This window comes from Limnothrix sp. FACHB-881, assembly GCF_014698135.1.
Lineage (GTDB): Bacteria > Cyanobacteriota > Cyanobacteriia > CACIAM-69d > CACIAM-69d > CACIAM-69d.
Window position 1 is genome coordinate 31807 of record NZ_JACJSN010000001.1, and the last position, 25794, is coordinate 57600.

Here is a 25794-nt window from a genome sequence, read left to right on the forward strand (position 1 = left end):
CTCTCCCAAGTCGGGAGAGGGATTTGACGACTGATAACGAAATCGCCGTTATTCCTTAAAAACCAGATCACCAAACCAACCAGGCCACCAGAGGAGGCTATCGGGCGGGAATTCCCAAGCATTCGCGGACGGTGACCACTGGCATGTCCAGCAGGTATTCAGCGGGCCAGTTGTCAGGATCGAAGGTGTCGGCGGCCGCTTGGCCGCGACGATAGGCGGCCTGGACTCGATCGCGCCATGGGCCGGTAAGTTGTCCCGATCGCCCCAATCGCCGTAACAGACCCGCCACGATCGGCAGATGGAGATGGCGGAATTTGCAGCCCAACAGAAACGCTTGCACTTCCAATTCTCCCCAATCGTCGGTGTCATAGCCGGTCAGCACATGGATCGCATCATGCAATTGCTTGCGACGGGGGCCGCTGGTGAGCAAGGGATAGCCATTGCGGGTGACTAACTCAATCCATTCCCGGCCGAGGCTCTGGGGTGGGCAGGCTTGCAACTGTTCGCGGGTGACCACGGGCGGCTGGCTCAGCCCAAGGCGATCGGACAGGCGATCGATCCACTGAAACAGGGCTTCCGCCGAAAACAGTTGACCCGAAAATTGGAGAGAAGGGAGTTTCTGCATGGTGTTGGGGCGCTGATGGTGTTGAGGCGCTAAGGGGTGTTGAGGCGCTGAACTCCTTTAGGATGGCAACTCCGTTTGACGATGCTGTGGCGATCGGCTGGCGTTGGCTTGGCGAATGGGCTACGAACGCACGGCGAATGGGCTGCGAATAATCTGCGAATGCACGGTGAGTAATTTGCGAATGCACGGTGAATGATCTGCGAACCGCCCAAAAAGACCACAGCTTTTCTACACTGAAGGGGTTGGGGGCTGTGGATGGCCCGGCTCGATCGCGCCCTTGGGCTGATCGATTATTTGCTTTCAAGTTCTATTTCTCGCCAGCCTATGACCGCTCACAGCACTAGCCCACGGATTGTGATTTTGGGAGGGGGCTTTGGGGGTTTGTATGCGGCCCTCCGCCTTGATCGCTTGGATTGGGGGGATCATCGCCCGGAAATTCTGTTGGTCGATCGGGGCGATCGATTCGTGTTTTTGCCCTTGCTGTATGAGCTGATGACCGGCGAGCTGCAATCTTGGGAGGTGGCCCCGCCCTTTGCAGAGTTGCTGGCCGGAACCCAAGTGCGGTTTGTGCAAGGAACCGTGGAGGCGATCGACCTTCAACAGCGGCAGGTGAGCCTCAGCCCTGTCTTCGGCCAACCACAAACCTTGACCTACGATCGGTTGGTGTTGGCTCTGGGCTGCGAAACGCCGATGGACTGGATCCCCGGCGCGGCGGAACATGCCCTGCCCTTCCGGTCGATCGCCGATGCCTATCGGTTGGAAGATCGGCTGCGGGCCCTGGAAGCAACTGATCGCGACAAAATCCGAGTGGCGGTCGTTGGTGGCGGCTACAGCGGTGTGGAACTGGCTTGCAAACTTGCCGATCGGCTTCAGGATCGAGGGCGGTTGCGGCTGATTGAACAAAGCGATCAAATTCTGCGCAATTCGCCCAACTTTAACCGTCAAGCGGCTGACAAGGCCTTAGAACAGCGCGGTATTTGGATTGATTGGGAAACCAGCGTGCGCGACATCGGCCCCGATCGCATCATGCTCGACTATCGCGGCCGCCTAGAAGATATTCCCGTAGAGCTGACCATTTGGACGGTGGGGAATCGAGTGCCTGAGCTGGTTCGAGGGTTGCCCCTGCCCAAAAATGGTCGCGATCAACTGCTGGTGGAACCCACCCTCCAGGTGATCGACCATCCTGAAATTTTCGCCCTCGGGGACATTGCCGAAATGCGCGATGCCAACGATCCCCAAGGCAGTCCCGTGCCCAGCACCGGCCAAGCGGCCCTGCAAGCGGGGGACTATGTGGGCTGGAATCTTTGGGCTTCCTTGTGCGATCGGCCCCTGCTGCCGTTCCGATATCAGCATTTGGGCGAAATGTTGGCCCTCGGCAACACCAGCGCCACCCTCACCGGCCTGGGGGTGCAATTGGATGGGCCCCTGGCCTATGCCCTGCGGCGACTGGTGTATTTGTACCGAATGCCCACCCTAGAACATCAAATTAAGGTGGGCTTGAACTGGATGACCAAGCCCCTGCTCGATCGCCTGGCCGAACTCAATCCCGATCAGCGCTGAGGAATCAGTGACCAAAAGAAGCAAGGAAATTGCAAGGATAGTGGTAGCCCAAACTAGCCGCTCTCCAAACTAGCTACCCAAGAAAGTTGTGCTGACCAACACATCGCTAGCATCCAGATCAACCCCTGCCACGATCGCCATCAGGTCAGCCCCACCCGTCAGAAACGGAGACCGGGCATAAACATAAACACCATCCGGAGCGCTGACAAATTCAGTGCCTGACACATTAAAGCCGGGATCTCCCTGCTTAGTTCCTAAAATTAAGCGATCCTTGCCCGGTTCAAAATTCTGAATGCGCACAAAATCTGAATTGCCAGCAGCGGTGTAAAAGGGGTCGTAGTTGATGCCAAGTCGGGTGGTGAGTTGGCGGCCCACTTCAAAGGAATCCACACCGGGCCCGCCCGTCAATGTATCCAGTTCGTTGGCTCCCAAGGAGAGATATTCTCGGCATTGTCCACCGGTTAACGTGCCACCCGCAAAGCATCGTCCCGCATCCATTTCGACCCCTGTGAGCGTATCGAGGGCCCCATTGCCCACCACCAAATCATTGCCTTTGGTTCCCGAAAATGTGGCCACTCGCCCTTCAATGCGACCCGCTTGATTGAAGTGATCCCAGCCGGATAAAAACGCCGCGCCGTTGTCCCTGGCCGCTTTCACATCGGGATAGGCTTGAAAATAGTCAAAGTCAAAAAAGGTTGAGGGGGCACGCTGTTCGCCACGCCCAAACCGCACGTAATGTTCTAATCCGGAAGTAAAGGTTTTTTGGGTGATGGCATTGTTCACATCCGAGAACCGTTTGCGATACCACTGCTCATCAAACGCGCGGGGAAACAGGCTGCGGCCTTCCGATTCTCCTGACTGGAAATAGTGCTGCAAACCGGAGGCCAAACCACCTGATCGAAGGGCTGCATCCACGTCGGGATAGGCTTGACGATAGGCCAACTCTCGATCGGGTTGGCTATAGAACCGGCTGATGGCTGTGCGCCCTTCCCGCATCCCTGAATTCAGGAAATGTTGCAAACCGCTGACCTGTTGACGATTGCGAACGGCTGCTGCCACGTCGGGATAGGCTGCCAGATAAAAAGATTCATCAAACAAGCTATTCAAGGCTGTCATTGAGTTGAGTCCTGACTAGGGTTAATGGGCAAGCGAAACTGGCTCCCGACCAATGGGGGGAGCAGTTTCAAATTTCAAAGAACAGACGAATCGATCGCGCAAGCTAATCGCGCAATCTTTTGACTATTCAAGATCAAGGTCACAAGTTTGTGTTCACAAGCTTTTGCTCACAAGTTTTTATTTACAAACAAGATCAAGAGACGCTGTGTGTAAATAAAAACCGGCTGTGAACAGGGGCCAGAATTTCGTGATTCGATATTTCGCTCAGAACAAGCTTGTCCAAACTTGTCCAAAAAACGCTCTCTATCCAGATCCCAAGAGAAACTCTGTTTTAGCATCTGCCATAGAGCCAATCCTTATTTCAGCCAAATCTTTTAATCTATTTTGACCTGGTGAACATTGCGATTGAATTCATAACACCCTGACTGGTGTGAGGCTTGTAGAAGTTCCATGATCGCGACAAGATTTGAGCTTGGCGCTAGAATATTTACATAAATTTATAATCGCTCCCTAAATCTAGCCCCATGACTGCCGTGAATCTCCCGATCGCCCCAAATCTTGACCGCCGTGCTCAGTTGGCGGCGGCCGATGCGCCCCCCAGCCAGTTTTGGCAGTGGCGCGATCAAGCGATTCACTACGTGCGATCGGGAACGGGCCATCCCCAGCAACCGCCCATTCTGTTGGTGCATGGGTTTGGAGCTTCGACGGATCATTGGCGCAAAAACCTTGCGGATCTTCAGCAAGACTTTGAAGTCTGGGCGATCGACCTGTTGGGCTTTGGGCGATCGGCCAAGCCCGATTGGGTTTACAGCGGTCAACTATGGCAAGCGCAGCTCCAGGAATTCATTCAGCAGGTGATTGGTCAGCCGGTTGTGATCGCCGGGAATTCCTTGGGGGGCTATGCATCCCTTTGCGTGGCTGCCAATCATCCCGAATCGGTTTGTGGGGTTGCCCTCTTGAATAGTGCGGGCCCTTTCACGGAAACCACAACCCAAACTCAGCCCAATGGGTTCCAAAAACTGGTTCGATCGCTAGTTCGGAATGTGCTGTTGCAGCCGTTGCCCAGCTATTTACTATTCCAAAATGCCAGACGCAAATCCACCATTCGCAAAACCCTGCAAAAGGTGTATTTAGATCAAACCGCCGTGACCGATCGCCTGGTGGAAGAAATTTATCGCCCTTCTTGCGATCCGGGAGCCGTGAAAGTGTTCGCTTCGGTGTTTAAATCTCCCCGGGGTGAAAACGTTGATCAACTCCTGGGCAAGTTGCAATCTCCCTTGCTGTTGCTGTGGGGCGAAGGAGATCCTTGGATGCAAGCCAGGGCGCGATCGGCTCAGTTTCATCAATACTTCGATCAGATCACGGAGCACTTTTTAAATGCGGGCCATTGTCCCCATGATGAAGTGCCGGATCTGGTGGATGATTATTTGCGCAATTGGATTCAATCCCAAATTCAAAAACGAGAATAGCACCCAAGCGATAGACTGCTTCTGTTCTCCTCTCATACGTTGATCCTTAGCGGATTCGGTCTCAACACTGCCATGATTCACACAGGATTCATGAAGGTTGAAAATTGCTGTTTCAGCAACTTAAACCGAAATTCCCTGGATAATTAAGCTGGGGAGAAATGAGCGTCTCAGCAGGGTGCTATTGCTCGATCTTGAACGAAAAACAGCGTTTTGCAATCAAACTATTTGCAATTGACTCTTCAACAGGAGTCGTTAGGAGGCTGTTTCGGAGCTGAAGCTCTCTCGCTTCATGTTGCTAATCTACCATCGAGTTTTTGAGGATAGTCTCTGTTGCAATCAATGTTTACTCATTCGTTGAGTAATGGCTGATGAATATAACAGCCTTGTATCAGAAATGCGGTGAGCTGCTATTTCAGGTAACGGCTCTTGAATTTATGTTTTAAATTTATGCGACCACTTGCCTGGGGATCTGTCAGTATGTTTAAGAAATGGCGATTCCAACGCTGAAAGCCCTGCTACGTCCTTGGACGGGGATCGCAGGGCCGTGAAGCGTCTCCGGTTTTTCCGTATAGTTGCTGAAAGCGCCACCCCATCTTTGGGCCCAAGGGCGATCGCCTGTTTCGCCCATTGTTCGGCTGGGATTGGGGCCGGGTTGATGGTTGGTTGGTTTGTTGGTTGATTGAATGAATTTCTGTTTGACTACGTTCTTTAAATGACTCTGTTATGACTGCCACGCCTGACCAAATTCGCGAGTTGCTGCATTCTGAGAATTTGAGCGATCGCCTGCGGGCGGTGAATGATATTCGTGCCCTACCGCCGGATCAAGGATTTGCGCTGATTCAACTGGCGATCGGGGATGCCAACACCCGAGTTCGCTATGCGGCGGTGAGCCAGTTTGACAGCCTGGGCGGGCAAGATCCCGATCGATCGCTGGAGCTGTTGCGGGGGTTGCTGTCGGATCCGGAACCGGACGTGCAGGCCGCGGCGGCCGACTGCCTCGGTGGCTTGAAGCTGACGGCGGCCTACGAAGACTTGGTGGCCTTGTATCAATCCAGCGGGGAATGGCTGGTGCGCTTCAGCATCCTTTCGGCCCTGGGAGAATTGGGCGACCTGCGGGCGGTGGATGTGCTGCTGTCGGCCTTGGCTTCGGACAACGAGTTGGAGCGGCTGGCGGCCATTGGGGCCCTGGGCGAGTTGGCGGACGATCGCGCCTTGCCCCATCTGTTACCGTTTATGGACAGCAGCGATTGGCAGGTGCGCCACCGGCTAGCCCTCACCTTGGGGCAATTCGATGCACCCCAGGCCCGGGCAGCGTTGGAGACCCTCAGCCAAGATGCGATTGCCCAGGTATCCGAAGCGGCGGCGGCCCAACTGGGTTGATGGGCGGCCGGGCGGCGGCGAATGGGCGGCTGACTGGCGGTCAGTTCTTTAGTATCGGTGCGGTACAATCGCCCCGTAGCATCGCCGGTCGATGGGGCCCTGGGCCTCGTTAGTTTCCGACTTTGAGCTTGGAGATTTGAATGCCGCTCGATCGCGCTTTCAACGCTGGTTTTACGCTGTTCCTGAGCCTAATTGTGGAGGCACTGCCCTTCCTGCTCATGGGAGTGGTGTTTTCGAGCGCGCTGTTACTGTTCATTGACGAAGGGCGCTTAATTTCCCTGCTGCCGCGCCATCCCGTTTTGGGGGCCTTGGCGGGCAGCGTGATGGGATTCTGCTTTCCGGTCTGTGAATGTGGCAATGTGCCCGTGGCGCGGCGGCTGTTGTTGCAGGGAATTCCGGCCCCGGTGGCGGTGGGGTTCTTGCTGGCTGCGCCCACGGCCAATCCGGTGGCCATTTGGGCCACCTGGACGGCCTTTCGCGATCGACCCGAATTGGTGGTGTTTCGGGTTTTGGCGGCCTTGCTGATTGCGGTGATTGTGGGCTGTGTGTTTGGGGCCCAAAAGGATTTACGGCCTTTTCTGAATCCGGGTTTGGCCCGTTCCATGCTGCGATCGCGCGAGTTAACGGGCATTGAGCGAGTGGCCCAGGAGCGGGGCTTGCTCACCTCGGGAACCTACTGGCCAGGGGTGACCACGGGCAAACCGCTGGAGTCTTCATTGGCCACGATGCAGTCCTTAGCGGTGGATCGATCGCGCGAGCGCATGAGTGGAGCCGAGCGCTGGCGATTGTTTTTGGAGAACGTGGTGCGGGAACTGCGAGAACTGGGCGGCGTGTTGATCTTGGGCAGTGCGATCGCGGCGGTGGTGCAGGTGGCCGTACCGCGCGAGGTGGTGCTCAGTTTGGGACAAGGGCCCGTCACCTCAATCATCGCCATGATGGTGTTGGCGGCGGTGATCTCCATTTGTTCCACTGTGGATTCCTTCTTTGCCCTTTCCTTTTCGGGTGCGTTCACCAGCGGTTCTTTGCTGTCCTTTTTGGTGTTTGGCCCCATCATTGACCTGAAGGCGATCGGGCTGCTGCTGTCCATTTTTCGGCCCCGCGCAGTGCTGTATATGTTCGTGCTGGCGGCCCAGTTGGCGTTTTTTGTGGGGCTGTTTATGAATTTCCAAACGGGGTGGTAGTGGGGTGACGCGGCGATCGAAGCGATCGGCAAGCCGAGGGTTCAGCCGTTGGTTTGCCCCGGGGATTGCCCTGGGTTTGGCCCTTGGTTGGGGGTTCATGGCTTGGTTGGGTTGGCCGTCCGTGGCCCAGGCGGGCCCCCTGCTCGATCGGGTCAATGCTTTTCCCTATTGGGTCACCAAACCCCCCACCAAACCCGCCGCCGGAGACTTGATCTATCCCCCGTGGATGGCGGGTGATTGGCAGGTCACCAGTACATTGTTGGAGTTGTCGGCTCCGTTCGCGCCGGAAATTGTGACTCCCGGTTTTGAGAGCAATCGATCGCTCCTGGGACAGCCCGTGAGCTTTGCGGTGCGATTTGGCCCCCAAACCATTGCGCCGGCCCTGAGTGCCTTTCCCCTGCGGAAATATCAACCGCCCGATCGGGCCCCGATTGTGGCCGATCGCGCCTTGAACGGTTTGAATATTGCCGCTGCTTACCTGGGACGAGGGGCCATTGCTGGGGTGGTGGCGGATCCGGGCAATCCCAATGAGCAGATTTTGAAGTTGGCTAATCAGCGGGCCTTGGTTTCCACCGTGACCGATCGAGCCAGCGAAACACCGAGTGATCGGCGGTTTCTGGCTACGGAAGTGATTGTGCAGTCCTTTCAAAACGAGGGGACTCAACAGGGGCGATCGGTCTATGCCAACGCGGTGGAAACCACCACGGATTATCGCCGCACTGCCCCGGACGCGATCGAAGCCGATCAGTTCACGGCCGTTTATCTGGCCCCACGCGATCGCTATGCCTCCGTGACCCGCAACCGTCCCGTGGCCCTCTACCATTACCGATTGACCCTCCAGGCGATCGCCCCTGAGGTGAATCCACCACCGTAACCGTTGCCGCCTTAACTAAAGGAACGCAAAAAATTCGCCTATAATCGGTCTGAAATTTGGATTTGGGGCTGTGGCTCAGATGGATAGAGCAAGCGCCTCCTAAGCGCTAGGTCGCGGGTTCGAATCCCGCCAGTCCCGTGTTTGTGGGGCCCCGTGGGGCCCGTTGCCCCTTGAGTCGCCCGTTGCCATGACCCCTTCCACCAGCGATCGGCCCCAAATGACCGAAACCCTGCCTGCTCGGCCCCTGCTGCAAGCCAAGCAACTTTGCAAAAGCTTCGGGGGCCTGAAAGCCGTGAAGGGAGCCAACATTGAGGTGCGATCGGGCAGTATTACCGGCCTGATTGGCCCCAACGGCGCGGGTAAAACCACCCTCTTTAACCTGCTCTCTAACTTCATTCCCTCCGATAGTGGTGAAGTGTTTTTGGATGGGCAACCCATTCACAATCTGTCGCCCCACCAAATCGCCCGCCAGGGGATGGTGCGAACCTTCCAGGTGGCGCGGGTGCTCTCCCGGCTGTCGGTGTTGGAGAACATGATTTTGGCAGCCCAAGACCAACGGGGCGAACGGTTTTGGGAAGTTTGGACTCAAAGCAGCCGCATCCGTCGCCAGCAGCGGGACTTGGAATTGCGAGCCATGGAACTGTTGGAGGCGATCGGCCTGGCCCACATGGCGCGGGAATATGCCGGTTCCCTGTCCGGTGGGCAGCGCAAACTGCTGGAAATGGGACGGGCCCTGATGGTGCAACCCAAGTTGGTGTTGCTGGATGAGCCAGCGGCCGGCGTGAATCCAGCCCTGATTGAGCAAATCTGCGATCGAATCCAAACTTGGAATCGGGAAGGACTGACCTTCCTGATTGTGGAACATAACATGGATGTGATTATGTCCCTGTGCGATCGGGTGTGGGTTTTGGCGGATGGTCAGAATTTAGCGGATGGCTCCCCGGACATGATCCAAGCGGATCCAAGGGTTCTGGAAGCCTATTTGGGGCAAGCCGCGTGAGCCGGGCAGCTCGCTGGATGGTTGTTGGCTTGGGGGCGATCGGGCTGGGGTTTGGCCTGACCTGGCCCTCGGGGGCCCACCAGGTGAAGACGGGAGCCGACGTGGCGGCCCTGTTTCACTTGGAACCCGACCACAACCCCCGATCGGGGGAGCCGGCCACCGTTTGGTTTAGCCTCACTCGCAAAGGCGGCGCAACGATCCCCCTCGATCGCTGCAACTGCCAACTCACCATCAGCCCCCGCTTGCAAAGTCCGACAGCCCCCCAACCCTGGCAACCGCCCCTTACACCCAAGGCCGCCGAAGGGTTTCAAAACATGCCCGGCGCAACCACCGTGTTTCCGGCAGCGGGGGCCTATGACTTGGTGTTGAAAGGTCAGCCGAAACAACCGGGCGACTTCCAACCCTTTGAGTTTCGATACGAAACCACCGTGCTGGCCGGAGCTGCCCCCACGACCAGTCCCGCTCCCGTGGCCGCTGCGATCGCCTCACCAGTAGCCGCCACCGCTGAAACGACCACCGAGACCCCATGGCATTCTGGGGAACTGGTGTGGTTGGGTGTGGGTGGCGTGGGTTTGGGATTTTTGGGACTTTGGGCAATCACCCGATCGCGCCGTTAGCCGAGTTAACTGAGTTAACTGAGTGAACCAAGTTACAGCCTTTACCTAAAATAATTGGCACGCCATATCGCAGATGCTTATGAAGCAACGGTGAAGCAACGGTTTGGTGGGCATTGCCCACCCTACGGGCTACTGAGTTAGCCAAGTTAACTAAAAAAATTTGGTCGAAAGTCGATTCGTTCAACTGGCTGATTATGACCTTTAGTATCGCTTTGATTATTGCTTCGTAAAGTTAGCAAACCGAGAAGTTGCAAAGCGTTTCAATTCGCTACAAGTTAGTGATGTTTGATCGGCTTTTTTCAGTTGCGTCAAGGGATCGAGTTAGGCTGGCCTTAAGCAAGCACCGTTAGGACTCAACGAGCGTTATGAGCGAATTTCTAGACTTCCTGAAGCATCAGTATGCCTACGTGGCGATCGGGGAATTTCGGCCGGGCAAATTTGCCGAAGCTCAACAACTGTTTGAAGCGGCAGTTTCCACCTACAAACAGGGTTTTGAAGGGGCTTATTTGCTGCAAGAGACCAACAGCGATCGCGGCATTGCGGTGATCTTTTGGGACAACATTGATGATATGGATGCCAATCGCAATGAAGCTTGCGAGGCAATTTTTGCCAAAATGGCTCACCTTTTCCTGAAACCGCCGGTCACGAATTTCTACGAAGTGTGCAGCAAAGTTGATCCCAAACCGGCTGATCGCCCCCTGGCTTCGGTTTAGGCCATTGGTTTAGGCCACTGACGAATGGCGCGGCATCCGGGGCGGAGGCGTGATCGGGATGGATGAGTGGCAACGGGCGCGATCGCTCTTTCAAACCCTGTGGGGCTACGACGGATTTCGCGGCCCCCAGGGCGACATCATCCAAACCATTTTGCAAGGACGGGATCTGTGGGCCCTGTTGCCAACGGGAACCGGTAAATCCTTGTGTTTTCAATTGCCAGCCCTGTTGCGATCGGGGTTGACTGTGGTGGTGTCGCCCCTGGTGTCGCTGATGGATCGGCAAGTGGCAGACCTGCGGGCCAAGGGATTGCCGGCCGCCACCCTGCATAGTGAAGTGCCTCGATCGCAACAAAAAGAGGTGCTCGATCGCTTGGAGCGGGGCCAGTTGCGATTGCTGTATCTGTCGCCCGAGACTCTGTTCAGCCAGCGAGTTTGGTCACGGTTGTTGCGGTTAGCTCCCCAAATTCAGGGCCTGGCGATCGATGAGGCCCATTGCTTGGCCCAGTGGGGCGAAACCTTTCGGCCCGCCTACCGCCGGTTAGGGATCGCCCGCCAAACCCTGGAAGCAGCGGCCCAAAAGCCAATCCCGATCGCCGCGTTCACGGCCACCGCCACCCCCACCGATCGGGCCATCATTGCCCAAGTGCTGGGGTTGCGGAACCCAGCCCGGTTTGAGCAATCCCCCTATCGAGCCAACCTGCGATTACAGGTGCAGCGCTGTTGGGTTCCCGCCCAGCGTCAGTGGCGTTTGCGGCGGTGGTTACGCGATCGCCCCGGCCAAGGGGGCTTGATTTTTGCCCGCAGCCGCCAAACCTGCGAAGACCTGGCCCGGAATTTGCGCGATCGGGGCCACCAGACAGCCGCCTATCATGCCGGGTTGCCACCGCCCGATCGCCGCCGGTTGGAAGCTCAGTGGGTGGGGGGTGAGTTGCCCTTTTTGGTCTGCACCAGCGCCTTTGGCATGGGGATCGATCGCCCCGATGTGCGCTGGATTGTTCATTGGCATCGACCGCTGATCCCGGCGGAATATGTGCAGGAAATTGGCCGCGCCGGTCGGGATGGGCAACCGGCCGATATTTTGCTGTTGGTCAGTGAACCCACCGGCTGGCTAGACAGCACCGATCGACGGCTCGATCGCCACTTTCAGCAACAAACCCGCCAACAAATTCAAAATTTGGGACTTGTGGCCCGACGTTTGCCCCAGGAAGGCACGATCGCTGAAATTGCCGATCAGTTTGCTGAAGGGGCGATCGCTCTCAGTTGGCTCCATGCCCTCGGTCAACTGGACTGGCTCGACCCGTTCCACTACAAATTGTCGGGGCAATTGTCGGGGCAATTGTCAGCGACGATCGCCCGCCAAGCCCGCACCGGTCGATCGGTTGAGCTTTCGATGCGTCGCTACGGGGGCGATCGGGGTTGTCGATGGCGCTTTCTGTTGCAAGCGTTGGGGTTACCGCCCAAGTCGGCTAACTGGCGCTGTGGTCAGTGCGATCGATGCCGCCGCGTCGATCAGCGGTGATCCCTGGGTGGTATTCAGCCAATCTGGATCAAGAACTGGCCCCAGCAAATGCCAGCAAATGTCAGTAAAAACCGTAAAAGGGCGGCCCCAACGGGTCGCCCTTTCACAAATGAGCACTAGTGCATTCCCATCAAGGGCTGGAACCGAGCTGAACTAAACCTGATCGCGATCAAGACGAGATTGGCTCGATCGCGTTCGATTCAGTGTTACTCAGCCCCTTGACCCACCAGCTCGCGGGTTTCAGCGGGCGGCGCACCGGCCGTCACGTCCACCTTCACGTTGCGGTCTTCGTCCAGGTCGATCGTGGCCGTGTCGCCGTCCTTGATCCGGCCGGAGAGGATTTCCTCCGCCAGCACGTCTTCCAGCAGGCGCATAATTGCCCGACGCAGTGGCCGCGCCCCGTAGCTGGGGTTGAAGCCCTCTTCGATCAACCGTTCGCGGAACTTGTCGGTTACCGCCAGGGTGATGCCGCGCTCGGTCAAGCGCGCAAACACTTCCTTGAGCAGGATTTCGGCGATTTCCTTCACCTCGTCCTTGCTCAGTTGGCGGAAGACGATGATTTCGTCCAGGCGGTTCAGGAACTCGGGGCGGAAGTAGTTCTTCAGCTCCTCGTTCACCAGGGACTTGATCCGGTTGTACTGAGACTCGGCTTGGTCTTCGCCAAACTCGAAGCCCAGACCGCCGCCACCCTTTTCGATCACCTTGGAACCGATGTTCGAGGTGAGGATAATCAGGGTGTTCTTGAAGTCCACCGTGCGGCCCTTGGCATCGGTCAAGCGACCATCTTCCAGGATTTGCAGCAGCATGTTGAACACATCGGGGTGGGCCTTTTCGATTTCGTCGAACAGCACCACGGTGTAGGGACGACGACGCACGGCTTCCGTCAGTTGGCCGCCTTCGTTGTAGCCCACGTAGCCCGGAGGCGAACCGATCAGTTTCGAGACCGTGTGCCGCTCCATGTATTCCGACATGTCGAGGCGGATCATCGCTTCTTCGGAGCCGAAGAAATAGGCCGCCAAGGCCTTGGTCAGCTCGGTTTTCCCAACCCCGGTGGGGCCAGAGAAAATGAAGCTGGCGATCGGGCGGTTGGGGTTCTTCAGACCCACGCGGGCCCGGCGGATGGCGCGAGACACGGCCTTCACCGCTTCGTCTTGGCCAATCAGCCGCTGGTGCAACACATCTTCCATGTGCAGCAGCTTTTCGGATTCGGACTCGGTGAGCTTGTTCACCGGCACACCCGTCCAGGAGGCGACGATTTGGGCGATGTCCTCCTCGTCCACCACCGGTTGCAGCGGATCATCGGCCCGCTCTTCCGATTTTTTGGTTTGGGCGATGTTGCGGATTTGCTGCTTGATTTCCATTTCCTTGTCGCGCAGCTCGCCGGCCTTGTCAAAGTCCTGCGATCGCACAGCTTCGTCCTTTTGCTTGAGGACTTCCCGCAGCTCCTTGTCCAATTCCTTGGCGGCCGGAGGCAGTTGGGAATTCAGCAAGCGCACCCGCGATCCCGCTTCGTCGATCAAGTCGATCGCCTTGTCCGGCAAGTAGCGATCGCTGATGTAGCGATCGGACAGCTTGGCCGCCGCCTCCAGCGCTTCATCGGAAATCTTCAGCTTGTGGTGTTGCTCGTAGCGCTCCCGCAGACCGCGCAGAATCTCGATCGTTTCGTCCACGGTCGGCTCGCCCACCATCACCGGCTGGAAGCGCCGCTCCAGGGCCGCATCCCGCTCGATGTGCTTGCGGTACTCATCCAGGGTTGTTGCGCCGATGCACTGCAATTCGCCCCGTGCGAGGGCTGGCTTCAGTATGTTGGCGGCATCGATCGCCCCTTCCGCAGCACCCGCGCCAATCAGGGTATGGACTTCATCGATCACCAGGATCACGTTACCGGCCTGGCGAATCTCATCCATGATCTTCTTCAGGCGCTCTTCAAACTCCCCGCGATACTTGGTACCGGCCACCAACAGACCGATATCCAGCGTCACGACCCGCTTGTCTTCCAGGATGTCCGGCACATCGCCATTGGCAATCCGTTGGGCCAGCCCTTCGGCGATCGCGGTTTTACCCACGCCCGGCTCCCCGATCAACACCGGGTTATTTTTGGTGCGGCGACCCAGAATCTGAATCACCCGCTCAATTTCCTTCTGGCGACCCACCACCGGATCCAACTTGCCTTCAGCAGCCTGTTGGGTCAGGTTAGCCCCAAACTCATCCAGGGTTGGGGTCTTGGTGCGGCCTTGGGAGCCACCGGCAGTCACTTCCGCCGTTTCGCCCAACATCCGAATCACTTGGGTGCGCACCTTCGACAGGTCAACGCCCAGATTTTCCAGCACTCGGGCCGCGACCCCTTCTCCTTCGCGGATCAGGCCCAGCAGCAAGTGCTCTGTGCCGATGTAGTTATGACCCAGTTGGCGGGCCTCTTCGAGCGACAGTTCCAGAACCCGCTTGGCCCGGGGCGTGAAGGGAATTTCCACAGCCACGAAACCGGAGCCGCGACCGATAATTTTTTCGACCTCAATCCGAGCGTCCTTGAGGTTGACACCCATGGATTTCAGGACTTTGGCGGCTACACCAGTGCCTTCGCCAATGAGTCCGAGAAGGATTTGCTCAGTGCCCACGAAGTTATGACCCAGGCGGCGGGCCTCTTCTTGGGCGAGCATGATCACCTTAATGGCTTTCTCAGTGAAGCGTTCAAACATTGGCGGTTCCCTATCACCTGCGAAGTGCTGGCAAATCTGATTTTAACACGCGCGGTTTGGGCAGTTTGGGGCTGACCTGGCCGGCAATTGGGGGGTGATCGGGCGGTTTCCCCAACTCGATCGTCTTCCCCTTGGCAAGCTCAAGAACTCGAGAAATTGCCATGAACTTTCGGGGGATTTTGTTCCCCGATGGGGTAGGGGGGGATCAAGCCTTTTGGGCGATCCTGGGGGATGGATTGATGAATGCTTTTAGGATTTTTAAAGAACGTTTGGGTTGAAAATCGGATCTCAGGATTACTGATGGCAAGGGCCAGCGGCAAAACGGCCCGATCGGGAGTGAAACATGGGCCAGCTCAAGCATTAGCCAGAATTTGGCAGACCCCCATTGAGCCAGCGGACTGGGGTGAATCCCAAAAATTGGGTGAACCTGTTGGGCAGGATTGAAAGATAGGTTTTTAATCTAGCGCATGGCTTGGGGGGCTGCCGACCCCGGCGGTTGGGGGCATAATCTCTCCCCACCACTGCCATTGATGTTGCGCCAGTCGATCGCTCAGGTCAGCAGCGGTGCGATCGAGCTGTTGAGCAAACTGGGGCCAATCCAACTTGCCTAACCACAGGATCGCCGCATCCTCGCCATCGGCGTAGTAGCGTTTGCGACGGCCGGCCTCCTGGAAGCCAAATTTTTCGTAAAGCGAGAGGGCGGCTTGGTTGCTGGGTCGCACTTCAAGGGTGGCGCGTTTCATTTCCCGTTGCCGCGCCAAGCTCAACAGGCCCCACAGCAGGGTTTGGCCCAAGCCCTGCCGTTGCCACTCGGGCCGCAGGGCGATCGCCGTGATGTGGCATTCGTCAACGATCGCCCAGGCGCAGCCAAACCCGATCAGTTGCCCCTGCGGATCGATCGCCCCGAGCAAATCACTATTCGGGCTATCCAGTTCCCGGCGATAGGTGTCGGCGCTCCATAGACCACCCAAGGCTATCTGGTCGATCGCCACCAATTGATCGAGATGGTCATGATCCAACAACTGCAAACGGAGCGATCGCATCAGGTCAAGGCCCTAGTTTGGCGGTTATCTTGAAAAGGTAGGCAACACTGTAAATTCATACCAGAATCCAAGCATGAACACGACAATCGTTAACAGCAGAGTTCGTGATGATCACCCAGATATCGTTGTGGTTAGTCCCGATGGTGAATATTTAGTAATTGTTTTGATAAAGTTAACGAGCCGTAGCTTTGACAGTGTTTTAATCGATTGCTTGAAGCGTTTTATGCTTTCACTAGGTTGCGCCAATGGCTTGCTAATTTGTGGTGTAACGGTTACGTTGCTTCACGATTCTTTGGAACAATCTGATGGAAGCTCTATCCAGGTAATCGGCGAGGCCCAGCTACCCGAAACATTGCTACCCTCCACCAGAAATCAGTCTCCGACACAAGCTGGATGGGAGTTTGCCACCAGAGTTCAGCAATGGATGGAAGGGTTAACTCTAGCCACCAATGTTCAGAAACTGCCTGAGGATTTGCAGCATTTGTTCAGTGAACCCATTCTCAATTTGCTGCGTATGGGTGAAATCAGATCTGGCGGCCCACGATGGAGTTAGGTAACGGCGTGAAGGGGCAAGCTGTTTTTGTTGAAACCAATTGGGTTGTTGATGTCATTGCTCCAGCCCACCTACAAAGCTTAAAATCTGTTCAACTGCTGGAGCAGGCTAATGCTGGATGCTTTGATCTATACTTACCGGCTATTTGTTTAATAGAAGCACGCGAAACAGTACTTCGGCGGTTTGCGCCGCGATCTCGCTCTGATGATTTTCGCAAGTTCGTGAAATGGGCAAGAAATCAAGGTCGAATTACTGTTGAGGATGCTGGTGCGGCCTTTCGAGTTTTTGATCAGTTTGATGGACTGGTAACTCATCAACTAGCGGAAACACCGGAGCGATTAGCAAACTTAGCAGAAAATCCCGGACTCACAATTTTTTCACTGTCAGAGGCGATGCTGAAACGTCAGGTTGAAATTGGGGCAATCGACGGACTCTTTCTCAAACCCTATGATTTAGCAGTGTTGGCAGCAATTTTGGTGCAGGCTGAACATTTACGAAGCGTGGGATATTCTCAAGTTGTCTTTTGTGAACTCGACTCTGATTTGCAGCCTTGGAATAAAGCGGGGGATAGGAAATCAATCTTGAGCGATCTCTATGATGACTCAAAAATCTTAGTTCAAGGAGACTTTTTATTGGAAAGAATAGAGTGACAAAGTTCTTGAAATAACCAGGTTGGCATTTCAGAATATAGTCCTAACTGAGATGCATCAACTGACTCATGAATAGGGTTTCTTGACAAGCTGTCAGAGATAACATATTCACCTGCTTTGTCCAAAATTGTAATGCGCTCATATCTGCCACTGGCTCTGTAGTTTGTTGTTCCATATCCATCACACCAACCTTGTATCTGTAGTATTGCCAACTCATTTGATGTCGTCTTTGTAGCAACCTTTACTGAGTAACTTTTTTTTCCACGAAACCCTGCTTTGGAAGAAAAAAACGATGTATCAAGCCAGACAGGTGTTGATAGTGCAGAAATTGGGATGTACTTCCACTGACTCTTGTCAGAGTAGAAGGCTGGGCAGGGCTGTAAGCAAGGAACTGGTACAGCTTCAGGGCGATATTCTGCTTGTTTATCTTTCAATGGCATCCAGAAGAAAACATTAGATAATAGAAATATCGACAAGAATATCAGTCCGATCCATATCAATGCTCTTTCCAGCGATACATTCCATGGACGTTTTTTAAAAAAGATGTAAATTGCCACTGAGGCAACACATACAAATACAAAGGCCCCAATTCTAATGCTAACAGCATCAACTTTATGCACCAAAAAGATGCCTGCCACAGTCAAAGCAAGTGACAGAATAGCTGTTGGAAAACAGCCAATATTGACTTGCTTTCCTGATTGAAATAAAGGATCTTTAAATGCTGTTTTTCTTCCTCTAGTCTTCAGATTTTTAATTTTTAAAGGTTTATTGAGACTCATTTTTCTTACAGATTTTGACTCTGATTTTACTATGCCCGCGAGGCGATCGGGGACTATTGGTTAGTAGACTTGGAGCAGCGCCACTTAGAAGTTTATCGATCGCCCCGTGCTGATGGCTATGGCGATCGGCTGATCTTGCAACCTGGTGAGACGATCGCCCCGATCGCCTTTCCCGATCGAATTATTGCCGTTGAGCAATGTTTTGCAGCCTTGTCTAGCCCTTGATTGGCAGTTGAATCAAAAACTCAGTTCCCTGTCCTAATTCTGACTGGACTGTCAAACTGCCGCCATGTTTTTTCTCGACAATTTGGCGGGCGATCGTTAGCCCTAATCCCGTCCCCTTGCCCACGCCCTTTGTGGTAAACAAATGGTCAAAGATTTTGGCTTGCACCTCTTCGCTAATGCCCTTGCCATTATCCCGAATTGAAATCTGCACTTGATCATCAACAACAGTTGTACTGATTGTGATGATTTGGGGATGTGCTTCTAATTCCTTGAACGATCGACCCTGCACCATTTCATCAAACACATCGATTGCATTGGCCAGGATATTCATAAATACCTGGTTGATTTGTCCTGGGAAACAATCAACTTCTGGTATGTCTCCGTAGTCAGTTTTGACTTCGATGGCAGGCCGAAACTGATTTGCCTTGAGTCGATATTTCAAAATCAGCACCGTGCTGTTAATGCCCTCATGCAAATTGGCACTGACCTTATATTCTGTGTCGGCACGAGAGAAAATGCGAAGGCTGGTGCTGATCGATTTGATTCGATCGGTTGCTCCCTGCATTGAGTTCAGCAACTGGGGTAAATCTTCGCAGATATATTCCAAGTCAATGTCTTCAGCGTGATCTTGAATGGGAATAACTGGATTGGGATAATGTTGCTGATAAAGCGCCAAATGTGCCAACAAGTCTTTGACGTGATCCTTGCCATTGTTAATGCTGCCATTGAGAAAGCCGATCGGGTTGTTAACTTCGTGAGCTACCCCTGCCACGAGGTTGCCAAGAGAAGCCATTTTCTCGCTCTGCACCATTTGCAATTGGGACTGTTCCAATTGTTGCGCATAGGTTTGAGACTGTTGGTAAAGTCGAGCATTTTCCAAAGAAATGGCGGCTTGGCTGCAAAGGAATTTCAAAATAGTGATTCGATCGCTGGTAAACACGCCACTGGTTGATCGATTTTCCAGGTATAAAATAGACCGCACATTTCCTTGGTTAAGAATTGGCAAACACAAGACACTCTTGGGTTGATAGCAGTTTAGATAATCACCAATGACGGGTAAATCGGTATCAAGATCATTGACAACAACCGTTACTGCCCTGTTTTTGACATATTGAATCAGCTTGATCGGAATGTCGGGGTTATCGTCTAAGGGAGTCGATTGCAATGTCACCTGCTCTGGGTTTGCCATCACTCTCACCTGCCATCGATCGCCCTCCCAAAGGATTAAGGCACATCGATCGGCTCCCGAGTTTTTCAACATCGTCTGAGCTAGGGTTTGCAGCAATTCATCTAGGGCGATCGTACTGACCAGATTTTGAGAGACCTGTAGCAGGGCAGTAAAATCAAGCATTTGGTTAATGCTGCCGCTAGAACTTCCATGCGGAGTGGCGCGTGATGAATCAGCAGGATTTGTGATCGTCGCTAGGGTTTCTAAAAGGGCGAAGGGTTGATTGGCCGCTTGCAGAATCGGTTGTAGTAATTGGGCGTAGCGTTGCTCTAAATCAACCACTTTGGCTTTCGCTCCCCAGCGAGCATAGCCATAGTAGGCTTCCTGCATATAGCTGGCGGCGATTTTCTCCTTACCCCAATCGAGATAAAATTGCGCGGCCAGTTCATATGCTAAGGCTTCTTCTTGAATGAAACCATTAGCCTTAGCACCCGAAATTGCCCGCTCATAGCCATTAATTGCCTCCAAGAAATTGCCCAAAAATCGATGTTTTTCTGCTGTCAGCAGATCCAGTTTATGCTGATAATTCATCGGGGCATTCTCTGCCCAAGTTGATAGGCTGCTTTGGTGCTGTTCCACCAAGGCGAGTAGCTCTAATCGCTCATTTTCGGGCTTGCCGATCGCGACTGCCAAACAGGTTAACCCTCCATAAAAATGGATGGCGGGAATATGCAACATTCCGACAATGTTATCTAGATACTGCTTGACTTCACTGAGATATTCAAGGGCAAGCCCATAATCACCAAACAAATAGGCCAAGATCAATTTGTAGGTGTAAGCAATCCCAAGATCAGTTAGTTGCTGATTTTGAAGATGTTTTGGAAAGATTTTCGTCTCGTCATAACGATCGCCAATCAAGAGAGCGGGCTGGCGGTGTGTGACCAACAATCGTTCAAGAAACTCACTCGTCATCTGCAAGTACGCCAGAGCGTTATCTTGCTTTGACGAAGCAATAGCAGAACAGAATTGATCAACCTCGGCTTGCAGTCCAGATAATTCCTTGCCGCCATAGAAATAAGCATAAAAATAGTGGGCTAAACAATAGCCTAAATATAAAAAGTCACCGGCTTCTATACCGGTTAAATATCCCTGCTTGAGCAAAGCAGCTATGGAAGTCATTGATTCTTTCTGGTGCTGAACACAGGCCGCAAAGAAAAGAATGCTCAAACACTTGTATGCTTTTGTATTGAGTCGATCAATTAGGGTTAAGGACATTTTTCCCAAGCGATAGCCCCGATCGACCTGACCGAACCCCGTGGCTAAAACTAAGCCGTAAGTCGCATAACCAACACTTGAGACAGGCGTGTTGCCAAACTGGAGCGATAAACTCACAATTTTTGCGCAAACAAAGGGCAGAAAAGTGGGCTTTGCAATAAATACCATGGGCATAATCATGCCCAGCAATTCCATGGCGGCAATGGTCTTTGGGTCAGTCATCACCGGCAAATTGACCAAATCCTCAATGACCGTTCCTTCTAGCTCAGTTTCCACAGTTTGCAAGGTTTGAGCGATGAGGCTTGGTGTGATGTCGTCTGGAAACTGAACTCCCAATTCAGTGATAGCTTGGGCAGCAATGGCGATCGCCTCTGCCAATTGATTCTGAGCCGTCAACACCCTGACTTGCACCATATAAACAGGCACTTTATCCAAGACGGTTTGAGCTTGCTCTAAAACCTGTTGAACTTGGGCGATCGCCCCCTCAAAATCAGCCTTTAAACAGGCCACATCCGCCGCCATTTGATGGAGTTTTAAGCTCAATTCATACTGGTTTTGCCAAGGCTCTTCTGAAAGTAGCTCCAGCCCGATCGTCACGAGGTCTTGAGCCGCACCGTAAGCCGTTGCCTTTTTCGCCTTGTCAATGGCAGCAAGATTCAGTCGAATCAATGACTCTCGTTCATTTTGCTGACTTAATAGCCCACGCCCCAAATTCAAATGCCCGACAATATCAAATAGCTTCTCCTCGCGCTCTGCTGCCGACAGGCGACTTTGGAGCAACTGACCCATCTTCAGGTGAGTCACCTGTTTTTGATCTTCAGGAATCAGGGAATAGGCGGCCTGTTGCACTCGGTCATGGAAAAAACGGTATTGAATTTGCCCAGAAATTTCTTCGCTCCAGGCTTGATCGACCTGGGATGAATCACGATCCGCATAGAACTTATAAATCTTGCCCTCTGGCAAGATTAGCCCCTCTTGCAGTGCTGGCCATAGGGCTGAAGCCGCTTGAATTTCGGTTTGTTCTGAAACAATCGCTAAGGTCTTGAGGTCAAACTTAGCCCCAACACAAGCGGCAAACTTCAGTTGTTCCTGGGTGACCATGGGCAACTTTTGGAGCTGCAAGGCCATGAACTCCACCACATCATCCGTTAAGGCTGCATCCTGTACTGGTACTAAGTCGCATTGCCAGTGACCCGCCTCCCGATCGAAGGTAATGAGACTATCTTGGTGTAGTGCTTTGAGGAATTGGGTCGCAAAGAATGGGTTGCCCTGGGTTTTTTGCATCACCAGATGGGTCAAGGGCTGTACTTTGCTGTTTGAGGTTCGGAAAGTATCAGCAATTAACTGGTTGAGACTCTCCGCACTTAAGGGGCCGAGGGTGAGGGTCGTCAGGGAAACATGGGCCTCTTCTAAGGCTTTTACTGTGATTAAAAAGGGATGGCCGGGCAATACTTCATTATCTCGATAGGCTCCCAAAACCAAGAGACATTGAGCATGGGAGCGAGCCTCTGTTAACAGATTTTGCATCAATCCCAAAGAAGTTGAATCAGCCCATTGTAGATCATCGATAAAAATGACGAGGGGGTGATCTGATTTTGCAAAAACTTGAATGAAATTTTGAAATAAGTGGTTAAAACGATTTTGGGCAGCTTCACCAGAAAGCTCTGGAGCGGGCGGCTGCGGCCCAATAACTTGTTCCAGCTCAGGAATGAGATCGATCAGAATTTGACCATTGCTGCCCACGGCTTCCAGAATATAGGTCTTCCATTGGGCTAATTGCGCATCAGATTCTGACAAAAGCTGTCCCATCAGGTCGCGCAATGCTTGTACAAACGCAAAGAGAGGAATACTGCGATTGAATTGATCAAATTTGCCCTTAATGAAATAGCCTTTTTTCTGAGTAATGGGCTTGTGAACTTCGTTGACAACAGCGGTTTTGCCAATTCCAGAGAATCCCGCCACTAGCATCAATTCTGAACGGCCTTGAGCAACCCGATCAAAGGCTTTCAGGAGCGCTTGAACTTCCGTTTCGCGGCCATAGAGTTTTTCAGGAATCAGGAAGCGATCGCTTAAATCCCGTTGACCCAATTCAAAATCAGCAACAGTGCCTGTGTCCTGCCACTGGTTCAAGCATTGTTGTAAATCATGTTTGAGTCCCAGGGCACTTTGATAGCGATCCTCAGCATTTTTGGCAATCAATTTAGCAACGATCGCCCCCACGATGGCTGGAATAGCTGGATTGATTTGCTCAACGGGTGTGGGTACTTTGGCAATATGACAATGCACCAGCTCCATTGGATCCTCTGACTCAAAGGGCAATTGGCCACTGAGTAGTTGATATAAGGTCACACCCAAGGCATAAAAATCCGTGCGATAGTCAATCCCCCGGTTCATGCGTCCGGTTTGCTCCGGCGCAAGATAAGTCAGGGTTCCTTCAAGAACATTCGGATTTTGAATTTCCTGTGTCTCTTTGGGCAATAGGGACGCGATGCTAAAGTCAATGAGTTTGACTTGCTTGGATTCTGGATGAATTAGAATATTGGCCGGCTTAATATCTTTATGAATGACCCGTTGCTGATGCAGGTTATGCAGAATGGTGGTCAGTTGCAGGGCAATGTTGAGTACATCACCTAAGCTGAGTTGTTGTTGCTGACAATATTGCTGAAGAGAAATGCTGCCACAGTCTTCCATGATCAGGGCATAGCTATTGCCGATCGGCTCCAAATCTAAAGGCTGCACAATGCCTGGAACATCAAGATTTTGAGTGATGGCGTATTGATTTCGGAATTGAATTAATTCACTAAAGGTGGGATAGCTTGAATGCAGCGCTTTTAGAATTACTAGTCGCTGACTATGGTGCTGGACGGCGCGATAAACGGATGTACGTGACCCACGGTGAATTTGTTCAACAATTCTATAGCCAGGAACTTCAGGAAAAGAATTGATTGAAGAAGCATTCAGTGGAGACATCTAAATTAATCCGTGATGAAGCGTTGATAGAGTTGAAATTGATCGTGTTTTCATCAACTCAGACATCTAGCTTAGCAATTTCTTTTGGTTAGGTGTCAATCTTAATGTTTGTGCTGAGGGTGATGATGATCACCTGATTTTGTAACCTGGTGAACTGATCGCCTTTTTTGATCGCCTTTTTTTGATCGCATGGTTGCTGTTACGCATGGTTTTGCTGCCCATTCTCACGCATTAAAAAAGCTTGGGCGATCGCCCCTGATGGTTTCTAGAATGGGAACCGTAGCCTTGGGAGTTGGCGGCAATGGTGCGATTGGCGCGGTGGCAGTGGGTGGTGTTGGCGCTGCCGTTGGTGACGATAGTGGGGGTGGTGCTGTGGGCGGCCGGCTCCCAGTTGCACGCTTGGGGCTTGAGTTGGATTTGGGGACTGTTTACCCTGATGCTGGTGGGCTGGCGCTGGTTACTGGTGCGCTGGACAAAATCCATGGTGGGGCAAGTGGAAGCGGCGATCGCCTCGGCGGGGCTGGCGGACTGGGAACAGCGGGGCGATCATGTTGCTGTGCCGGTGAATGAAGGTGCGTTGGCGCGGGCGGAAGTGGCCTTAACGGAACTGTTGCAAGCTGCCCAAAACGACCCGGCCCCTTGGGAAAATTGGGATCAGTTTTGGCAGCGTTGTTTGAGCTTAACGACGGCAGTGGCTCGGGCCTATTACCCAGAGGCGAGCTATCCCTTACTCAGTATTTATGTGCCCCAAGCCTATCGGTTGATGCGAGGGACGGTGGATGATTTGGATCGCTGGATGCAGCAACTGGAGCCGGTTTTGGGCCAGGTGACCGTGGGCCAAGCCTACGAGACCTATACGCTGTATCAGAAGCTGGAGCCTTCCATGCGCAAGGCGTTTCGGGCTTGGCAGTGGGCCCAGTGGTTTTTGAATCCGGTGGCGGCGGTGGCTCGAACGATCACCCAAGGCTCCAGCACTCGGGCCGATCGCGCCCTGTTGGCGAATTTGGGGCAAGTGTTGCGGGAAACGGCTTTGCGGAATTTGGCGCGCCAGGCGATCGCCCTGTACGGTGGGGCCGGGTTGCCGCCGGAAAATTTTGCCCCGATCGCCTCACCCATTCCCCAGGCCCAAACCGAAACCCTGCAAGCCTTGATTGCCCAAGCGGAACCGGAAGAGGCGATCGCCACCGCCGTGGTGAATGTGTTGTTGTTGGGGCGAACGGGGGCCGGCAAAAGCAGCCTGGTGAATGGGCTGTTTGCGGCGGAGTTGGCGGAAACGGATGTGTTGCCCAACACCGATCGGGTGGTGAGCTATGAGTGGGTGGCCGCCACGGGCGATCGGTTGCGGCTGTGGGACTCACCGGGCTATGAACAGGCGGGTAACCCAACGGCCGGAGAGCGGGCCCGGGCGGCCGCTCGGGCCGCAGACGTGATCCTGTTGGTGACTCCAGCGCTGGATCCGGCGCTACAGATGGATTTGGACTGCTTGCGAGATTTGCAGGCCGCTGGGGTAACGGCTCCGGTGATTGGGGTTATTTCCCAGGTGGATCGCTTGCGGCCCCTGCGGGAGTGGCAACCGCCCTACGACTGGTTGGGGGGAGATCGACCCAAGGAGCAATCGATGCGGGAAGCGGTGCAATATCGCGCCGAGCTACTGGGGGCCCATTGCGATCAATTCTTGCCTGTGGTGTTGGGAGAGCGGGGGCCTTGGGGGCTGGAAACCCTTTCCCTGGCATTACTAGAGGCGATCGGCCCAGCCCAGGAACTTCGCTTGGCCCGCTTCCTGCGCGATCGGGAAGCCCGCGCCACGGCCGCCGCTCGCATCATCGATCAATATGTGTTCCAAATGTCCACCGCCCAAGGGCTGGCCCTGTTTCTCAAAAGCCCCGTTCTGCAACTCATTTCGCGGGTGATGACCGGCTCTCCAACCTTGGCCTATCTGCTGGCCGAGCGCATCCCGATCGAGCAATTGCCCTTGGTGGTTGGTAAATTGCAACTGGCCTACGACCTGTTTAGCCTCCTGCAACCCACAGCAGGCCTGGACGGCGAAGCGCGATCGCGCAACTTAGATTGGCTGTCCCTGTGGCCGCTGGTGATCGACAACGGTCAGCCACCGGAGCGGGAAGCTTGGGCCTTGGGCCATGCCTTGGTGGAACATTGGAGCCAAGAAACCCCGGCTAATACCCTGCGCGATCGGGTGCAGTTCTATCGCCAAGCGCGATTGGTCTAGGCAAAATTGGTTTAGAACCGCTGGAACGGGCGATCGCCGCCGATGAATCTCCATGGCGAAGGAACGCGCCTTGACCCGAACGGAGTCGAAATTTCGCGCTAATCGCATCCCTGCTGATTTTTGGCGAAAAATTGAGCAAAATCAATTCAGAACT

Annotated in this window: 19 protein-coding genes, 1 tRNA gene and 1 pseudogene; 15 read left to right on the forward strand and 6 right to left on the reverse strand. The window is 53.9% G+C overall.

Annotation, left to right across the window (positions count from 1 at the left end; all coding sequences use genetic code 11):
- Positions 1-97: 97 nt before the first annotated feature.
- Positions 98-625: a hypothetical protein gene (locus tag H6G52_RS00160; RefSeq protein WP_190525680.1), complete on the reverse strand. Its 528-nt coding sequence runs from the start codon at positions 623-625 to the stop codon at positions 98-100.
- A gap of 188 nt (positions 626-813) precedes the next feature.
- Between H6G52_RS00160 and H6G52_RS00165 the strand changes: the two genes are divergently transcribed.
- Together H6G52_RS00165 and H6G52_RS00170 are read left to right on the forward strand one after the other, a co-directional pair.
- Positions 814-969, forward strand: coding sequence for a hypothetical protein (locus H6G52_RS00165; protein WP_190525682.1), 156 nt, complete (start codon positions 814-816; stop codon positions 967-969).
- On the forward strand, positions 950-2185 hold the full coding sequence (locus tag H6G52_RS00170; protein WP_190525683.1) for an NAD(P)/FAD-dependent oxidoreductase: 1236 nt from the start codon (positions 950-952) through the stop codon (positions 2183-2185). Before H6G52_RS00165 ends, H6G52_RS00170 begins: the two co-directional genes overlap by 20 nt.
- A gap of 69 nt (positions 2186-2254) precedes the next feature.
- On the opposite strand, the gene H6G52_RS00175 is transcribed toward H6G52_RS00170, so the two are convergent.
- Positions 2255-3301, reverse strand: coding sequence for a hypothetical protein (locus H6G52_RS00175; RefSeq protein WP_190525685.1), 1047 nt, complete (start codon positions 3299-3301; stop codon positions 2255-2257).
- A 524-nt stretch (positions 3302-3825) separates the two neighbouring features.
- Here H6G52_RS00175 and H6G52_RS00180 point away from each other — a divergent pair.
- The 9 genes from H6G52_RS00180 (at position 3826) to H6G52_RS00220 (ending at position 12054) form a co-directional block, all read left to right on the forward strand.
- Positions 3826-4770, forward strand: coding sequence for an alpha/beta fold hydrolase (locus H6G52_RS00180; protein ID WP_190525687.1), 945 nt, complete (start codon positions 3826-3828; stop codon positions 4768-4770).
- Between the two features lie 723 nt (positions 4771-5493).
- A complete protein-coding gene (locus H6G52_RS00185) occupies positions 5494-6150 on the forward strand; it encodes a HEAT repeat domain-containing protein (protein WP_099531775.1) in 657 nt (218 codons plus the stop codon).
- 140 nt (positions 6151-6290) lie between these two features.
- Entirely contained in the window at positions 6291-7331 is a 1041-nt protein-coding gene (locus tag H6G52_RS00190; protein ID WP_099531776.1) for a permease, read from the forward strand.
- A gap of 4 nt (positions 7332-7335) precedes the next feature.
- Positions 7336-8205, forward strand: a complete 870-nt coding sequence (locus H6G52_RS00195; RefSeq protein ID WP_370567644.1) for a DUF6816 family protein — start codon at positions 7336-7338, stop codon at positions 8203-8205.
- Between the two features lie 64 nt (positions 8206-8269).
- Positions 8270-8343: transfer RNA gene (locus H6G52_RS00200), tRNA-Arg, on the forward strand.
- A 49-nt stretch (positions 8344-8392) separates the two neighbouring features.
- Entirely contained in the window at positions 8393-9205 is an 813-nt protein-coding gene (locus H6G52_RS00205) for an ABC transporter ATP-binding protein (RefSeq protein ID WP_242026098.1), read from the forward strand.
- Positions 9202-9822, forward strand: a complete 621-nt coding sequence (locus H6G52_RS00210; RefSeq protein ID WP_370567645.1) for a hypothetical protein — start codon at positions 9202-9204, stop codon at positions 9820-9822. The genes H6G52_RS00205 and H6G52_RS00210 overlap by 4 nt, the downstream gene beginning before the upstream one ends.
- Positions 9823-10187: 365 nt before the next feature.
- On the forward strand, positions 10188-10535 hold the full coding sequence (locus tag H6G52_RS00215) for an antibiotic biosynthesis monooxygenase (protein ID WP_190354108.1): 348 nt from the start codon (positions 10188-10190) through the stop codon (positions 10533-10535).
- 58 nt (positions 10536-10593) lie between these two features.
- Positions 10594-12054 (forward strand): ATP-dependent DNA helicase RecQ, encoded by a 1461-nt coding sequence (locus H6G52_RS00220; protein ID WP_190525688.1) that lies wholly within the window; start codon positions 10594-10596, stop codon positions 12052-12054.
- Between the two features lie 206 nt (positions 12055-12260).
- On the opposite strand, the gene H6G52_RS00225 is transcribed toward H6G52_RS00220, so the two are convergent.
- Positions 12261-14750, reverse strand: coding sequence for an ATP-dependent Clp protease ATP-binding subunit (locus H6G52_RS00225; protein ID WP_199291434.1), 2490 nt, complete (start codon positions 14748-14750; stop codon positions 12261-12263).
- Positions 14751-15205: 455 nt separating this feature from the next.
- Complete coding sequence (rimI, locus tag H6G52_RS00230) at positions 15206-15793, reverse strand: ribosomal protein S18-alanine N-acetyltransferase (RefSeq protein WP_190525690.1); 588 nt, start codon at positions 15791-15793, stop codon at positions 15206-15208.
- Positions 15794-15866: 73 nt separating this feature from the next.
- Between rimI and H6G52_RS00235 the strand changes: the two genes are divergently transcribed.
- Positions 15867-16346 (forward strand): hypothetical protein, encoded by a 480-nt coding sequence (locus tag H6G52_RS00235; protein ID WP_190525692.1) that lies wholly within the window; start codon positions 15867-15869, stop codon positions 16344-16346.
- Positions 16337-16996 (forward strand): hypothetical protein, encoded by a 660-nt coding sequence (locus H6G52_RS00240; RefSeq protein WP_190525694.1) that lies wholly within the window; start codon positions 16337-16339, stop codon positions 16994-16996. Before H6G52_RS00235 ends, H6G52_RS00240 begins: the two co-directional genes overlap by 10 nt.
- Here H6G52_RS00240 and H6G52_RS00245 read toward each other — a convergent pair.
- On the reverse strand, positions 16963-17775 hold the full coding sequence (locus H6G52_RS00245) for a hypothetical protein (protein WP_190525696.1): 813 nt from the start codon (positions 17773-17775) through the stop codon (positions 16963-16965). The two genes, H6G52_RS00240 and H6G52_RS00245, sit on opposite strands and share 34 nt — an antisense overlap.
- A gap of 42 nt (positions 17776-17817) precedes the next feature.
- Here H6G52_RS00245 and H6G52_RS00250 point away from each other — a divergent pair.
- A pseudogene (locus tag H6G52_RS00250) lies at positions 17818-18000 on the forward strand (Uma2 family endonuclease); the annotation flags it as partial.
- Here H6G52_RS00250 and H6G52_RS00255 read toward each other — a convergent pair.
- Entirely contained in the window at positions 17990-23413 is a 5424-nt protein-coding gene (locus H6G52_RS00255) for an ATP-binding sensor histidine kinase (RefSeq protein WP_190525700.1), read from the reverse strand. The pseudogene H6G52_RS00250 and the gene H6G52_RS00255 overlap by 11 nt on opposite strands.
- 301 nt (positions 23414-23714) lie before the next feature.
- On the opposite strand from H6G52_RS00255, the gene H6G52_RS00260 reads away from it, so the two are divergent.
- A complete protein-coding gene (locus H6G52_RS00260; RefSeq protein WP_190525709.1) occupies positions 23715-25640 on the forward strand; it encodes a GTPase family protein in 1926 nt (641 codons plus the stop codon).
- Positions 25641-25794: the final 154 nt, after the last annotated feature.